Origin of the sequence: Rosenbergiella metrosideri (assembly GCF_022602565.1) — a bacterium.
In the GTDB taxonomy this organism is placed as follows: Bacteria; Pseudomonadota; Gammaproteobacteria; order Enterobacterales; family Enterobacteriaceae; genus Rosenbergiella; species Rosenbergiella metrosideri.
Genome location: NZ_JALBCV010000008.1, coordinates 112,540 through 126,328, shown reverse-complemented (window position 1 = coordinate 126,328; position 13,789 = coordinate 112,540). Strand labels below are relative to the sequence as shown.

The window sequence follows — 13,789 nt, the reverse complement described above, 5'->3', positions numbered from 1 at the left end:
CCAAATAATAAGCCTGATAAAGAGTCATTATTAATATGTGTCAATGAGGAGAACCATGTGCTGTCACATTATATCCACCGCTGGGCTACAGTAGGAGTGTCTGTATGAGCATTAACACAGCCACCCTACCCACGTCTCTCTGGAGCAGAGTCCAGCAATCTATCGCTACCTTGCGCGACCAACAGAAGGTGGTCTTTATCGTGGCTACCGCACTATCAATTGCGGTGATTGCGGCGCTCGCCTTATGGGCTAGAAGCCCTGATTATCGGACTCTCTATGGTTCATTATCCGAAGCCGAAGGCGGAAATATCGTCAGCGCCTTAACCAAAATGAACGTCCCTTACCAACTCGATACCGATACCGGTGCCATTCTTGTTCCCCATCAGCAAGTCAGAGAGCTTCGTTTACAGCTGGCGAGCCAAGGATTACCGAAAAGTAGCACTACGGGGTTTGAGTTACTGGACGATGAAAAGTTTGGCTTAAGCCAGTTTAACGAACAAGTGAATTTTCAACGCGCTTTAGCTGGAGAGCTTTCGCGCACTATTGAAACACTCGATCCCGTTGTGACCGCCCGGGTGCATCTCGCCATTCCTCGGCCCAGTGTCTTCGTTCGGGAAAAACAGCCGCCGACTGCTGCCGTAACGCTTAAGTTACAACCTGGGCGGGTGCTTGATGCCTCACAAATTAATGCCGTAGTGCATTTAGTGGCCAGTAGCGTGGCGGGGATGAGTGCCGATAATGTGACGGTGGTTGATCAAGCTGGCGAACTGCTTTCTGGCGCAGGCTTAGCTGCACAAACGCAAAATACCACGCAATTAAAATACACCCAACGTATCGAAAAAACGGTGCAGCAACGTATTGAGCTGTTACTACGTCCGATGTTGGGGCAACAAAATGTCCGCGCGCAAGTCACTGCCGAGATTAATTTCGACCGTCAAGAACAGACCGATGAACGCTATCAACCTAATAGTGATACTGCTAAACAAGCCATTCGCTCCGCACAACGTAGCCAGAGCGAGTTAAACGCACAGCAAGCTGAAGGGGTTCCAGGGGCTTTATCGAATCAACCGACGCCGCCAGCCCAAGCCAATATAGAAGGCAATAAGAACACCGCAGCGCACACAGGAAACACCTCAGCTGCGAAGAAAACACCGCTGCAAAGGAACAATGAAAGCACCGTCAACTACGAACTCGATAAAACCACTCGCCATACCCAGTTGAGCACCGGTGGCATCAAGCGACTCTCCGTCGCCGTCGTGGTGAATTATCAACAGAATAAGGAAGGTAAAGAGGTCGCCCTCTCCACCGAGCAAATTAACCAAATAACCAGTTTGGTTAAACAAGCGATGGGCTTTTCCGAGGCGCGTGGTGATAGCGTTAATGTGGTCAATACCCCTTTTAGCGCACAGGAATTTGCCGACGATGCCTTACCTTGGTGGCAACAGTCTCAATGGATTGCCTTGGCGACTCAGGCATTACGCTGGTTAGTCGTCATCATTATCGCCCTCGTGCTCTACCGTAAAATTGTGTCACCCGCCTTCCAACACGTTCAACAGACGCTCAACCCACCGGTTGTCGAGACACCTCAAGAAACCAGCGTAGTGGATCCAAGTCTTAACGAGGCGGCACGTAAAGTACAGTTACGGATCAATGCCGAACAGATGAGCCAACGAATTCGCACTATGTCAGAAAATGAACCTCAAGTGGTGGCCTTAGTGATCCGCGATTGGATGGGAAGCGAACTATGAAAATGACCGGCACCGATCGCAGTGCAATATTAATGATGACCCTCGGCGAGGAGCGCGCGGCCGAGGTCTTCAAACACCTTAATCAACGTGAAGTCCAACACCTGAGTAGTGCGATGGCGACCATGCGCCAAGTGTCCCACCAGCAACTCACCCATGTGCTGCAGCAATTCGAACAAGACGCAGAGCAGTATGCTGCGCTATCCATTAATTCGAATGATTATTTGCGTACCGTTCTGGTTAAGGCCTTGGGCGAAGAACGCGCCAGCAGTTTGCTGGAGGATTTATTGGAAACACGCGATACCACCTCTGGTATGGATACGCTGAACCTAATGGATCCGCCATCTGCTGCGGACTTGATTCGCGAGGAACACCCGCAAATCATCGCCACCATCTTGGTCCATTTAAAACGTTCCCAAGCCGCCGATATCTTGGCGCACTTCGATGAGCGTTTACGCCAAGATGTCATGCTACGGATTGCCACCTTCGGTGGCGTACAACCGGCCGCCTTGGCAGAACTCACTGAAGTACTGAATAACCTCCTCGATGGTCAAAACATTAAGCGTGCCAAAATGGGGGGAATTCGCACAGCGGCTGAGATTCTCAACTTAATGAAATCCCAGCAAGAAGAGACCATTATCGACGCTGTTCGTGCCTTTGATGGTGACCTTGCTCAGAAGATTATCGACGAAATGTTCCTCTTCGAAAATCTGGTGGATGTCGACGACCGCAGCCTACAACGCTTACTGCAAGAGATCGATGCAGAGCAATTATTGATTGCTCTCAAAGGTGCAGATAACGCACTGCGTGACAAATTCTTAAATAACATGTCAACGCGTGCTGCCGATATTTTACGTGATGACTTGGTCAACCGAGGCCCTGTTCGTCTGTCCGATGTGGAAACGGCACAAAAAGCCATTCTACTGGTTGTAAGAAAGCTTGCCGAAAGCGGCGATATGGTCATTGGAGGTGCAGATGAAGCCTATGTCTAAACAAGATCCCTCAATTCCTTGGCAGAAATGGCAACCACAACAGTTTGTCGAGCCAGGACATACCGCGGTCACCGTGCCAGCCGACCCACTGCCCGTCAGTGCGCCAGCGCCGACGGCGGCGCTCGAAGCGCAACAAGAGATCGAAGCCTTTCGTGCTTCGGTCCGCGATAAGGCCTGGGAAGAAGGCTATTCCGCTGGTTTCGCTCAGGGCGAACGCGAAGGCTTGCAACATGCCACTCAGCAGGCAAATGAGCAGGCTAATACCCAACAACACCAAGCACTGGCCAGTGTGGAAAAACTGGTGCAACAGATAACGTTATCCTTCGATCTGCTTGAGGAGACCGTCAGCTATCGATTGGTGCAATTAGCCTTGGAAATTGCCCACCAACTGACAGGAGAAGAGGTCAGCCACGATGCGCGAATGGTGATGACCCAAGTAAAACAATTGTTGGCCCAAGAAGCCCTGCTTAGCGGTCCCCTTACTCTAAAAATGAACCCACAAGACCATCAATGTCTGCAAGGCCAGCTGTCGACACTCACCGAACATCCGCGTTGGGAAGTGGTGGTGGATAATAGCTTATCGCGCGGTGATTGCCGTTTAGTCAGTGTAGAGGGTGAACTGGAGAGCGCCCTCTCCACCCGTTGGCAAAGCTTATGCGAACTCGCGCAACAGGGAGTCTACTAATGCTTGCGCTACATCGCTGGATGACACGGTTAGACCGTTTCGAGCAAAGCCTCAGCACCACTTTCGCCCCTCGCCATTACGGCTACCTGACACGCGCAACAGGCTTAGTGTTAGAAGTCAGTGGCTTGCAATTGCCGCTAGGGAGTCACTGTTGGATTGAGCGCGAATACGATGCAATTGAAAAAAAATGCGAAGCGCAGGTGGTGGGGTTTAAAGGTAACCAGCTCTACTTAATGCCGCTCGGGCCAATGGAGGGGATCCGCCCAGGATGCAGGGTCTATGCGTCACTAGGTAAGGCGGGTATGGAAGGGAGCCTACCGCTCGGCCCCGCCCTGCTTGGTCGGGTTGTCGACAGTTGTGGTCGCCCCTTGGATAATTGCCCGTTACCTCCCTTGGAGACGGGAAAACTGACTACCCCACCGCTCAATCCCTTACTGCGTAAGCCGATTGATCAGGTATTGGATACAGGAGTCAGGGCTATCAACGGTTTACTTTCGGTGGGCCGGGGTCAGCGGATGGGCTTATTTGCCGGTTCTGGCGTTGGCAAGAGTGTGCTATTGGGCATGATGGCTCGCTACACCAGTGCCGATGTCATTGTGGTGGGCCTTATCGGAGAACGTGGCCGCGAAGTGAAAGATTTTATCCAACATATTCTTGGCGAGGAGGGATTATCACGGGCAGTCGTCGTGGCCGCCCCGGCAGATGTTTCCCCCTTATTACGGTTACAAGGCGCAAGTTATGCTACGCGGATTGCCGAAGATTTTCGCGACCGCGGCTATAACGTGCTGCTCATTATGGATTCGTTAACCCGATATGCCATGGCGCAACGGGAAATCGCGTTAGCGATTGGCGAACCTCCCGCCACCAAAGGCTATCCGCCCTCGGTATTCGCTAAACTTCCGGCACTGGTCGAACGAGCGGGTAATAGCGAGAGTATTAATGGGTCGATTACCGCTTTCTATACCGTGTTAACAGAAGGCGATGATCAGCAAGACCCCATCGCCGACGCGGCGCGCGCCATTCTTGATGGCCATATCGTCCTATCTCGTGAACTTGCCGAATCAGGTCACTACCCAGCTATCGATATTGAAGCGTCGATCAGTCGAGTGATGCACGAGATTGTCTCGCCGGAGCAGCTGCAGTATGCACGCGAATGCAAACGATTATTGGCACTGTATCAGCGTAACCAAGACTTAATCAGTGTTGGCGCTTATACCGCAGGGTCCGACCCGCGATTAGATAGGGCAATCGAACGCTACCCGGAAATTTGTCGGTACTTGCAGCAAGAGATTAACGAACGTTGTCATTACACACAGGCGTGTAGTGCGCTCGCCGCACTGGTCTCAGTGAATGAGGAGGAGTAATGCGTCATAAAAGCGTTTTAGAGGTATTAAAAGAGCGAGCAACGGTACAGCTCGATAATGTCAGCCAGCAGCTGGCGACGTTACAAAACGAGCGTCAACAGGCTAACGCGCAGCAACAGCTACTGCAGCACTACCGGCATGATTACCAACAACTGCTACGTCATGAGTCGGAAGGCGGGATCTACGGCTACCGCCGCGATAATTATCATGATTTTTTACATACCGTCGAGCAGGCCCTGTCCGCGCAAGATGCTGCGGTAAAGGTGCTCGACCAACAGCAAGCGCATCTGTTAGGAGATTGGCAACAATCGCGAAAAAAAGTTAACGCACTACAAGTGCTAATAGAACGCCGCCATCAACGCGATACGCTGAGTCAGGCTCGCGCCCAGCAAAAATCCAATGATGAATTTGCTACCCGTCGCTTTCAAGGAGAAGCGTGATGACCATTAGCCTAGTAACACTACTCACCCCCACAGGGAAAGTCATGAAGTTACCACATTCAACGATGCTTAAGCCTGAAACATCCCTCACCGACGATCGTCTTCCCCCCGCTTTCGGTGCGCTATTGGCTCCTCAACAACCCGCAACAAAACCCCTCGTGCTGAGTAAAGCCGAGCCCAAGCTCGATGCGCTTGATATTAATAACCAGCAGCGTTCTGAGTCACCGCAGGCGACAACATTACTTAACCTCGTTACCGCTATGTTACCTACGCCCCTCCCACTCCAGAGTCCACTCTCCTCTAGCTCGTTGAAACTCTCTGAGTCAGATATCGAACCATCTCCCCACTCAAATTCAGTATTACCTTCAGGCCCCACCCACGCCGCGAAAAAAGGTGTGCGTAACGCTATGCTAGACCAACACTCTGCACTGCAGGCTCTCGATACTCGGCAGTCTCTCCCTCCTACTGTGCCTGCCACAGTCGCTGCCGCAACGGCCCCGTTACCCCCTCACTCCGTCATGACAGAACCCCCACCGGTAAACGGCCCCCGTACGCCTCATGCTTCCACTGGCCTCTTGCCACTGAATCAGTCCCCCTCCTTTCCTGAACTCTCCTTCCATCCGGCGAGCGCTCAAGAATTAAAAGCCCCGTTAGGGTCGCCTCAGTGGCAACGTGATCTGTCTCAGCAGATTATTTTTCATAAACAAGGGCAACAGACTATCCACTTGAAATTACATCCAGAAGAGTTGGGCGATGTGAAGATTTCGATGACGGTGAATAAGGACCATGCTGAGTTAGTCATGCTCTCCAATCATGGGCAAGTCAGATCAGCCTTAGAGGCAGCCCTTCCGCAGTTACGCCAAGCTTTGGCCGATAACGGTATTCAATTGGGGCACAGTCAAGTCGGTCACGATGCCGCATCAGGGCAACAGTCAGCATTCTCATCGCATCACTCCCCTGAGCCACCCAGTGTTACGCTAACGCAAGGCGAAATCCACGAGCCATCCTCTGCAACAGAGACTGCCTCCGCACTACTGCGTGATGGCAGTCACATCTCACTGCTGGTCTAACGCTTCGCTCAGTCGGTTAAAGACTGAGCGAACACCTTAATATCGCCAAGTAAACTATCGCTATTCCGCCGATTACCCCTCTTTCAACCTTGGATAATAAGCCTCACACCAATTTAATTGCTAATGAAAGGATATCGGGACTCATGTCGACCAAATCCGAATCAACCCTTAAATCCACCCGTAAATGGATCATTATTTTACTCATCATCGTGCTCATTGCCTGCGGTGCGGCAGGCTACGCGGTGTGGAAACTGCGGGCGTTGACGGCTTCACCCCAGACTCAGGCGCTCACCCCAGTCCCTGAGGAGGTCATCGTCCCTCAACCCCTTTTCTACCCGCTTGAACCTTTTACCGTTAACTTGGTGGAGTCAGCCTCACAAGATGAGCGCGTGCTTTACGTTGGCTTCACTTTGCGGCTTAAGGATATGCACACCGAGGAGCGTTTAGTGAAGTACTTACCGGAAGTCAGAAGCCGGATTCTATTGTTGCTCAGCCATCAAGAACAATCGGCGCTACAAACCGAAGAAGGTAAAACGGCATTATCGGCGGAAATCAAACAAGTCTTAAAGCCTCCTTTTGCTCCCGGATTACCTGAGCAGGATGTCGCCGATATTCTCTATACCACCTTTATTTTGAGGTAGCAGTAATGGCTGATACGAGTTTATCTCAAGCTGAGATCGACCAGTTACTTAATGGAGACTCCGGTAAAACGGAAACTTCCACCGAAAACAGTGACCCGAACAGCATTCGAGATTATGACCCGACGACACAGCGTCGGGTGGTTCGGGAACGACTACAAGCCTTAGAAATTATTAATGAACGTTTTGCACGCCAATTTCGTATGGGAGTATTCAACCTACTGCGTCGTAGTCCTGATATTACGGTGGAATCGATCGATATCCAGCCTTATCAAGAATTTGCGCGCAATATGCCGGTGCCTACTAACCTGAATTTGCTGCATATGAAACCCTTACGGGGAACGGCGCTTATTGTTTTTTCACCGAGCCTCGTCTTTATCGTGGTCGATAACTTATTTGGTGGGGACGGTCGTTTCCCCACCAAAGTAGAAGGCCGTGAGTTCACCTATACCGAACAGCGCGTTATCCGTCGCTTATTAAGTTTAGCCTTAGACAACTATCAGGAAGCGTGGCAGGCCATCTACCCCCTGACCATGGAATATGTGCGTTCAGAGATGCAGGTTAAGTTCACCAATATTACTACCTCGCCTAATGACATCGTTATCAATACCACTTTTCAAGTCGAGATCAGTAATTTGGTGGGACACTTCAATATCTGTATCCCTTTTTCGATGATAGAACCCCTTCGTGAACTGCTGGTAAATCCCCCTTTAGAGAATAGTCAGCAAGAAGACTGCTTGTGGAGGGAAAACTTGGTCAACGAAGTGCAACAATCACCGTTAGAAGTCACCGCACGGCTTAGTGAGCTATCCATCACACTGCGGGAAATTATGCGCCTACAAGTCGGGGACGTACTGGCGATAGAATCGCCAGAGAATATCATCGCCACCGTCGATAACGTGCCGGTTTTCACCGCCTCTCACGGTATTCATCGTGACCAATATGCCCTGAGTGTGAATCAACTGATTACGCCATTGCTCTCAACTTTACAAGAAGGAACTTCCCATGAGTGATACCCCTGTAACCCCGGAAAATAATGAATTAGCTTCGGACCCTTGGGCCGAAGCCTTAGCAGAACAACAGGTGAATGATGGGCAGGCTGAAAAGGACCCACTCCCCGCAATCACTGCGCCCGAGCCTCTTGACCCACTCCAAGATATCAATTTGATCATGGATATCCCCATTCAACTCACCGTTGAATTAGGCCGGACGAGGATGACGATTAAAGAGCTACTCCGATTAACCCAAGGGTCGATCGTTCCGCTGGAAGGCTTGGCAGGCGAACCTCTGGATATTCTTATCAACCATTACCTGATTGCGCAGGGCGAAGTGGTGGTCGTCAATGATAAGTATGGTGTGCGTATTACTGACATTATTACCCCTTCTGAGCGCATGCGCCGCTTAAGTCGATAGTGAATGGTCATGACTGTAACGACTGCTGCCCCGAGTGTCGCGGTCCCGGCAAGCCAAATGCTGTGGCAATCAGGAGGGGCACTGATTGTGATTATTTTGCTACTGCTTGGGATCAAAAAATTACTTAAGCATCTTCCTCAAGGAGGACGATATCGCGGCCTGCGCGCGCTTGCCATTAAGGAGACATTGGTAATTGGGCCACGCGAGCGCCTAATGATTGCGCAAGTGGGAGAGCAACAGATCGTTATTGGGGTGACGCCGCAGTCGATTCAATTACTCTGTACGCTAACCGAGCCGCTGCAGGAGATAAGCACTCAGCCCACACCCGCCTCCTGCCACTTTACTGAGAAATTTGCACGGTTGCGTGCAAGGAAAACACGATGAAGGATTTAATGCGTATTCGCATCATCGCCATGGCGACGATAGGCCTCCTCCCGCAGTATGCAGCGGCGCACCCCCTCTTTGATCACGAGCAAGAGTGGGCGTTACCGGTACAAACGTTAGTGCTCATCGGCGCGCTCAGTTTTATTCCTGCAGCCTTATTACTGATGACCAGTTTCACCCGCTTGATCATCGTGTTTGGCTTACTGCGTAACGCGTTAGGCACGACTTCAGCGCCACCCAATCAGGTAGTCATAGGCTTATCGCTGTTTTTAACCTGGTTCATTATGGGGCCAACTTTCGATCGTATCTGGCAAGAGGCTTATCTTCCCTATCAACAACAGAAGGTGACGTTAGTTGAAGCGGTCGACATCGGAAAAAAACCCTTAATGGAATTTATGCTGCATCAAACGCGGCAAACCGATTTGGCTCTCTTTACCCGTCTGGCCCACCTGTCAGCACCGGAAACCCCCGCCGCCGTCCCTTTACGGGTTCTGGTACCCGCCTACGTGACCAGCGAGTTAAAAACAGCATTTCAGATTGGTTTTACGCTGTTTATTCCTTTTCTGATCATTGATTTGGTGGTAGCGAGTGTATTGATGGCGTTAGGGATGATGATGGTTCCCCCTGCAACCTTGGCGCTTCCCTTTAAGCTGATGCTATTTGTGATGGCAGATGGATGGCAACTTTTAATCGGCTCTTTGGCACAGAGCTTTATCAGCTAACAGGGCAGAATTGATGATGACACCAGAAATGATCACCACCTTGGGTCAGGCCGCGATGAAGGTAGCGTTATTCCTCGCCGCTCCCCCTTTACTGGCGGCCCTGCTTACCGGGCTAATCATTAGTCTATTGCAGGCGGCGACTCAAGTGAATGAGCAGACGCTATCCTTTATCCCTAAAATCATCGCTGTCGTCGTGACGCTGATGGTGGCCGGACCTTGGATGCTAACCACTATGACCGAGTATATTAAGAGCCTGCTCACCACCTTTCCGCAGTGGGTCGGTTAACCGATGGAATGGCTGAGTCTACTCGGGTTGTTAGACCGTTTACCTTCGGTTTTTCTGCCCTTTTGTCGGATCATCGCCTTCTTTAGCGTTGCGCCATTACTGTCAGAGAAATCGATCACCCTTCGCCTACGCGTGGCGCTCGCCTTGGTCATCAGCCTGTTGATTGCCCTACCGAGTGCCACTCACCTCGTGGCGCTGTTTTCCCCACAGGGTGTATTGCTTATTATCAATCAATGCATAATCGGCGCGGCATTGGGAATCAGTATGCAGTGTGTCTTTGCTGCCATCCGCTTAGCCGGAGAGGTCATTGCACTGCAAATGGGCCTCTCTTTTGCCTCGTTTTTTGATAGCGGTAGCCACAGCTCTCTTTCTGTAATTTCTCGATTACTGACCTATATGAGCTTACTGCTGTTTGTCAGTGTCGATGGTATTCTGTGGATGATTGAGCACCTCGCCGATAAGTTCGAGCAATTACCCTACGATGGCCTAACCCCATTAACCGAGCGATTTGTCGGTCTGGCGCAATTTGGCGGGGCCATATTCTCTCAAGCGCTACAGCTTTCACTCCCGCTAATTTTCATGTTGCTGGCCGTGAACCTGGCCTTGGGGCTACTCAACCGTATGACACCACAGTTTTCCGCCTTCGTCATCGGCTTTCCCTTAACCCTATTGATCGGTATTTTATCCCTCTACCAGAGTATGCCACTGCTACTGAATACCATTCAGGCTATGCTGCTTAACCAGAGTCAACAACTGTTGCTAATCTTCAGTGCCGGCTAGCGTCACGGCAAAGTCGAGTTGATCACTCTGTAGGAAGAGACGTCGGCATCACCGACTTGAATCCGTCAAACAATAATTTTTCTTTCGCGTGGAGTCATGTTGTCACTAAATGAACCTGCTGTTCATTGACCCGAACAGGTCTTCTTTTTACAGGGTCGGAAACATTTCAGCGAGAGCCACGAATGTTTACCTCGGGTGTTTTGTTATGGCCATTTTATAAAGGTGAGACTCTATTGCCCCCTGCTCGGTGGAACCTGAAAATGTGGCTGATACACCAAAGCGGTATGAGGTTCAGAGATATTATGATAATAGCAGCGAACCCAGTCTGTCGTTCAGTCATCGCGGTGAGGAATAGCAGGCCTGGGAAGATGAAAGGCATAAAGTAGGTAAATGGGCTGAAGAAAAATGATGACCGACTCTCGGGGGGAAGAATCCCCCTGCAAGACAACACGTCGAGGGGGAGACGCTGGGGATGACTTATTTTGACTGCTCTGCGGACTGTTTCTTGCCCAGCAGTTTGCTCACCGCTTTCACCACGATCAGCACCACGCCACCCAATAGGGCTCCCACCACTAAGCTGGCGAGATTGGTCATCACGCTCTCACCAATACTGCTGATTGCTGAAGGGAGCGCCTGCGTCAGGCCATGCGTAATCTTCTCGATCCAATGGTGCAGTAACGGCCAACCGTGGATGACGATGCCACCGCCGACTAAAAACATCGCTAGGGTGCCGACTACAGAGAGAAATTTCATCAACTTCGGTGCCAACAGCAATAAAAATTTCCCTAGGCCTCTCGCCAAGCCGTTTTGACGCGCTTCCAGCCAATAACCTGCATCGTCGATTTTGACGATAATACCCACTAACCCGTATACCCCGACTGTTACCAATAGCGCGATCCCCGCCATAATAACGATCTGATTCAGTAGCGGTGCTTCAGAAACAATGCCCAACGTCAGCGTCACGATTTCAGCCGATAAAATAAAATCGGTCCGTACCGCCCCTTTAATTTTATCTTTCTCGTAGTTCGCTGCGTCTTCTTGGCTTAACTTGGCTAACCGCGCTTGTCGGGCTTCCGGGCTTTTTTTATCTTTTTCAGGAAAAATCCAATCGAGGACTTTTTCAATGCCTTCAAAGCAGAGATAAGCCCCACCTAACATTAATAATGGCGTGATTAACCAAGGCGCAAACGCAGAAATCAGCAGCGCCATTGGGACTAAAATCACTTTATTAAGTAACGAGCCTTTCGCCACCCCCCACACGACCGGCAGTTCGCGATTCGCTTTCACGCCACTGACTTGTTGGGCATTCAGTGAGAGATCATCCCCCAGCACACCAGCGGTTTTCTTCGCTGCCACCTTACCCATTACCGAGACATCGTCAAGGAGGGTCGAGATATCATCCAACAGCGCAAATAAACTTGTTCCGGCCAAAATAGGTATCCTTATCAGTAGCGTTAAATGATGGCACTGTCTTGACAGCACGGGCAGTCATTCTCTTCGACTGCCGTCATGTCGGCGAAACCTGGCGTATCCCATTCCACGCGAATCGGTCTTCCCGCCGGAAAAGCATGGTGGATATATTTAAAGACCGGGGTTTCGGTTAACCCGGAGATCGCTTCCGTCGCGATGCATTCGTCCCCAACATAAATCTTTGCAGTGGCTTTACTCGCCACCATCCGCTCGTCGTTTAAGGCGTAGAGGCGGGTCACGGTGAGACGTATTCTCGGCATAACTTTCCTCGTTAATGTCCGGATAATCATTCAATTAGCTTTACACAATTCCCAAGATCCTGCCAATTTTCAAGCAAAAACTGTGCGTAAAGCCGATAACAGGCGATTGTTTTTCAATGAGAACTCAGTATTATTTGTCCGCCAATAAAAAACGCGTCGTCGTGGATAATAGATATAATTATGCAAGCAAACACCAAGCTTTCAACACCCGCCCAGTCACCCTCGTCTTCTCAAGCTAAACGCGCAGCTTGGGGAAGCTTCGCCGGAGCAGTCGTCGATTGGTATGATTTCTTATTATATGGCATAACCGCTGCCTTAGTCTTCAACCATCAATTTTTCCCTGCTATCAGTCCGGCGATGGGGACCTTAGTGGCCTTTGCCACCTTCGGCGTAGGCTTTCTGTTTCGGCCTCTTGGGGGCATCGTATTTGGCCACTTTGGTGATCGCCTAGGTCACAAGAAAATGTTGATCATCACCGTCTGGTTAATGGGGATCTCAACCGCCGGGATTGGACTGCTTCCCTCTTTTGATACCCTAGGCTGGTGGGCACCAGTCTTACTTGTCATGTTGAGAGCGATACAAGGTTTTGCTGTCGGCGGTGAATGGGGCGGCGCAGCATTATTAGCGGTCGAACATGCCCCGCAACATCGCAAAGCGTTCTACAGCAGCGGCGTACAAATGGGCTATGGCGTGGGCCTTCTATTGGCCACTGGCTCCGTTAGCCTAATGAGTGCTGTAACCAGCGAAAGTCAATTCGCTAGCTGGGGATGGCGTCTGCCATTCCTGCTGAGTGTTATCCTCGTTGCAGTGACGCTGTGGTTACGTAATGGCCTCGACGAATCGCCGGTTACCGCCTCGACTGAGAAAAAATCGCGGCTTCCGGTGATTGAAGCGCTCACGCGGCACCCTGCCGCGTTTTTCTTAATTATCGGCTTACGCTTGTGTGAATTACTGACGATGTATATCGTCACCACTTTTGCGCTTAATTATTCTACGCAAAATCTTGGGTTACCTCGCGAGTTATTCCTGTCAATAGGCTTAATGGTGGGTGCCGTCAGCTGCTTGACCATTCCTTGTTTCGCCTGGCTGGCGGACCGATTTGGTCGGAGACGTATTTACGTTACTGGTGCAGTGATCGGCGCGGTCAGTGCATGGCCTTTTTTCTTGGCGCTCGAACAGGGGGCTACCCTGCCGATCATCCTATTTTCGCTGCTGTTAGCAAATCTTGCTCACGATATGGTGGTCTGCGTACAACAGCCGATGTTTACCGAAATGTTCGGGGCGAGTTATCGTTACAGCGGTGCGGGCGTTGGCTATCAAGTCGCCAGCGTGGTCGGCGGCGGATTTACACCCTTTATCGCGGCAGGGCTGGTCACCTTAACTCAAGGTAGCTGGCAGGGCGTTGCACTCTATTTAACCTTGGGCTGTCTGCTTTCGGTATTAACCGTCTGCTTCGTCAAAAAAGTCCCTCGCACTGCGGCCTAAAAACATACGGGGAGAGCAGTAAATGCTGCTCTCTTACTATGACGGGTTTACCCTG

At 50.9% G+C, this 13,789-nt stretch carries 16 protein-coding genes; 14 read left to right on the top strand and 2 right to left on the bottom strand.

Going from position 1 to position 13,789, the window contains the following annotated elements:
• The first annotated feature begins 104 nt into the window (after positions 1 to 104).
• The 13 genes from fliF to fliR all read left to right on the top strand — a co-directional run bounded on the left by fliF (position 105) and on the right by fliR (position 10,519).
• Positions 105 to 1,748 carry a flagellar basal-body MS-ring/collar protein FliF gene (gene fliF, locus MKR94_RS09900; protein WP_241646750.1) on the top strand — a complete coding sequence of 548 codons (1,644 nt, stop codon included), beginning with the start codon at positions 105 to 107 and terminating at the stop codon, positions 1,746 to 1,748.
• Positions 1,745 to 2,737 carry a flagellar motor switch protein FliG gene (gene fliG / locus MKR94_RS09895; RefSeq protein WP_241646749.1) on the top strand — a complete coding sequence of 331 codons (993 nt, stop codon included), beginning with the start codon at positions 1,745 to 1,747 and terminating at the stop codon, positions 2,735 to 2,737. Before fliF ends, fliG begins: the two co-directional genes overlap by 4 nt.
• A complete protein-coding gene (locus tag MKR94_RS09890) occupies positions 2,730 to 3,422 on the top strand; it encodes a flagellar assembly protein FliH (protein WP_241646748.1) in 693 nt (230 codons plus the stop codon). The genes fliG and MKR94_RS09890 overlap by 8 nt, the downstream gene beginning before the upstream one ends.
• Positions 3,422 to 4,786, top strand: coding sequence for a flagellar protein export ATPase FliI (gene fliI, locus MKR94_RS09885; protein ID WP_422047518.1), 1,365 nt, complete (start codon positions 3,422 to 3,424; stop codon positions 4,784 to 4,786). Before MKR94_RS09890 ends, fliI begins: the two co-directional genes overlap by 1 nt.
• The gene (gene fliJ, locus MKR94_RS09880; RefSeq protein ID WP_241646746.1) at positions 4,786 to 5,226 is read left to right on the top strand and encodes a flagellar export protein FliJ; all 441 of its coding nucleotides are present in this window, start codon (positions 4,786 to 4,788) and stop codon (positions 5,224 to 5,226) included. The genes fliI and fliJ overlap by 1 nt, the downstream gene beginning before the upstream one ends.
• Positions 5,226 to 6,296 (top strand): flagellar hook-length control protein FliK, encoded by a 1,071-nt coding sequence (locus MKR94_RS09875; protein WP_241646745.1) that lies wholly within the window; start codon positions 5,226 to 5,228, stop codon positions 6,294 to 6,296. The genes fliJ and MKR94_RS09875 overlap by 1 nt, the downstream gene beginning before the upstream one ends.
• A gap of 143 nt (positions 6,297 to 6,439) precedes the next feature.
• Entirely contained in the window at positions 6,440 to 6,937 is a 498-nt protein-coding gene (fliL, locus tag MKR94_RS09870; RefSeq protein WP_241646744.1) for a flagellar basal body-associated protein FliL, read from the top strand.
• A 5-nt stretch (positions 6,938 to 6,942) separates the two neighbouring features.
• A complete protein-coding gene (fliM, locus tag MKR94_RS09865) occupies positions 6,943 to 7,947 on the top strand; it encodes a flagellar motor switch protein FliM (RefSeq protein WP_214216448.1) in 1,005 nt (334 codons plus the stop codon).
• Positions 7,940 to 8,347, top strand: a complete 408-nt coding sequence (fliN, locus tag MKR94_RS09860; protein ID WP_241646743.1) for a flagellar motor switch protein FliN — start codon at positions 7,940 to 7,942, stop codon at positions 8,345 to 8,347. The genes fliM and fliN overlap by 8 nt, the downstream gene beginning before the upstream one ends.
• 9 nt (positions 8,348 to 8,356) lie before the next feature.
• On the top strand, positions 8,357 to 8,731 hold the full coding sequence (locus tag MKR94_RS09855) for a FliO/MopB family protein (RefSeq protein ID WP_241646742.1): 375 nt from the start codon (positions 8,357 to 8,359) through the stop codon (positions 8,729 to 8,731).
• 29 nt (positions 8,732 to 8,760) lie between these two features.
• On the top strand, positions 8,761 to 9,453 hold the full coding sequence (gene fliP / locus MKR94_RS09850; protein WP_241646781.1) for a flagellar type III secretion system pore protein FliP: 693 nt from the start codon (positions 8,761 to 8,763) through the stop codon (positions 9,451 to 9,453).
• A 16-nt stretch (positions 9,454 to 9,469) separates the two neighbouring features.
• Positions 9,470 to 9,739: a flagellar biosynthesis protein FliQ gene (fliQ, locus tag MKR94_RS09845; RefSeq protein WP_241646780.1), complete on the top strand. Its 270-nt coding sequence runs from the start codon at positions 9,470 to 9,472 to the stop codon at positions 9,737 to 9,739.
• Between the two features lie 3 nt (positions 9,740 to 9,742).
• On the top strand, positions 9,743 to 10,519 hold the full coding sequence (gene fliR, locus MKR94_RS09840) for a flagellar biosynthetic protein FliR (protein WP_241646741.1): 777 nt from the start codon (positions 9,743 to 9,745) through the stop codon (positions 10,517 to 10,519).
• A 477-nt stretch (positions 10,520 to 10,996) separates the two neighbouring features.
• On the opposite strand, the gene MKR94_RS09835 is transcribed toward fliR, so the two are convergent.
• A complete protein-coding gene (locus MKR94_RS09835) occupies positions 10,997 to 11,950 on the bottom strand; it encodes a DUF808 family protein (RefSeq protein ID WP_241646740.1) in 954 nt (317 codons plus the stop codon).
• 23 nt (positions 11,951 to 11,973) lie between these two features.
• Positions 11,974 to 12,249 (bottom strand): hypothetical protein, encoded by a 276-nt coding sequence (locus tag MKR94_RS09830; protein WP_048913252.1) that lies wholly within the window; start codon positions 12,247 to 12,249, stop codon positions 11,974 to 11,976.
• 180 nt (positions 12,250 to 12,429) lie between these two features.
• On the opposite strand from MKR94_RS09830, the gene shiA reads away from it, so the two are divergent.
• The gene (gene shiA, locus MKR94_RS09825) at positions 12,430 to 13,734 is read left to right on the top strand and encodes a shikimate transporter (protein ID WP_241646739.1); all 1,305 of its coding nucleotides are present in this window, start codon (positions 12,430 to 12,432) and stop codon (positions 13,732 to 13,734) included.
• The last annotated feature ends 55 nt before the right edge of the window (positions 13,735 to 13,789 follow it).

Coding starts and splice junctions, on each gene's coding strand:
- fliN (WP_241646743.1), top strand. CDS start 7,940: ATGAGTGATACCCCTGTAACCCCGGAAAATAATGAATTAGCTTCGGAC.
- fliR (WP_241646741.1), top strand. CDS start 9,743: ATGGAATGGCTGAGTCTACTCGGGTTGTTAGACCGTTTACCTTCGGTT.
- fliF (WP_241646750.1), top strand. CDS start 105: ATGAGCATTAACACAGCCACCCTACCCACGTCTCTCTGGAGCAGAGTC.
- fliM (WP_214216448.1), top strand. CDS start 6,943: ATGGCTGATACGAGTTTATCTCAAGCTGAGATCGACCAGTTACTTAAT.
- shiA (WP_241646739.1), top strand. CDS start 12,430: ATGCAAGCAAACACCAAGCTTTCAACACCCGCCCAGTCACCCTCGTCT.
- fliQ (WP_241646780.1), top strand. CDS start 9,470: ATGACACCAGAAATGATCACCACCTTGGGTCAGGCCGCGATGAAGGTA.
- fliJ (WP_241646746.1), top strand. CDS start 4,786: ATGCGTCATAAAAGCGTTTTAGAGGTATTAAAAGAGCGAGCAACGGTA.
- fliL (WP_241646744.1), top strand. CDS start 6,440: ATGTCGACCAAATCCGAATCAACCCTTAAATCCACCCGTAAATGGATC.
- MKR94_RS09830 (WP_048913252.1), bottom strand. CDS start 12,249: ATGCCGAGAATACGTCTCACCGTGACCCGCCTCTACGCCTTAAACGAC.
- MKR94_RS09875 (WP_241646745.1), top strand. CDS start 5,226: ATGACCATTAGCCTAGTAACACTACTCACCCCCACAGGGAAAGTCATG.
- fliI (WP_422047518.1), top strand. CDS start 3,422: ATGCTTGCGCTACATCGCTGGATGACACGGTTAGACCGTTTCGAGCAA.
- fliG (WP_241646749.1), top strand. CDS start 1,745: ATGAAAATGACCGGCACCGATCGCAGTGCAATATTAATGATGACCCTC.
- MKR94_RS09855 (WP_241646742.1), top strand. CDS start 8,357: ATGACTGTAACGACTGCTGCCCCGAGTGTCGCGGTCCCGGCAAGCCAA.
- fliP (WP_241646781.1), top strand. CDS start 8,761: ATGGCGACGATAGGCCTCCTCCCGCAGTATGCAGCGGCGCACCCCCTC.
- MKR94_RS09890 (WP_241646748.1), top strand. CDS start 2,730: ATGTCTAAACAAGATCCCTCAATTCCTTGGCAGAAATGGCAACCACAA.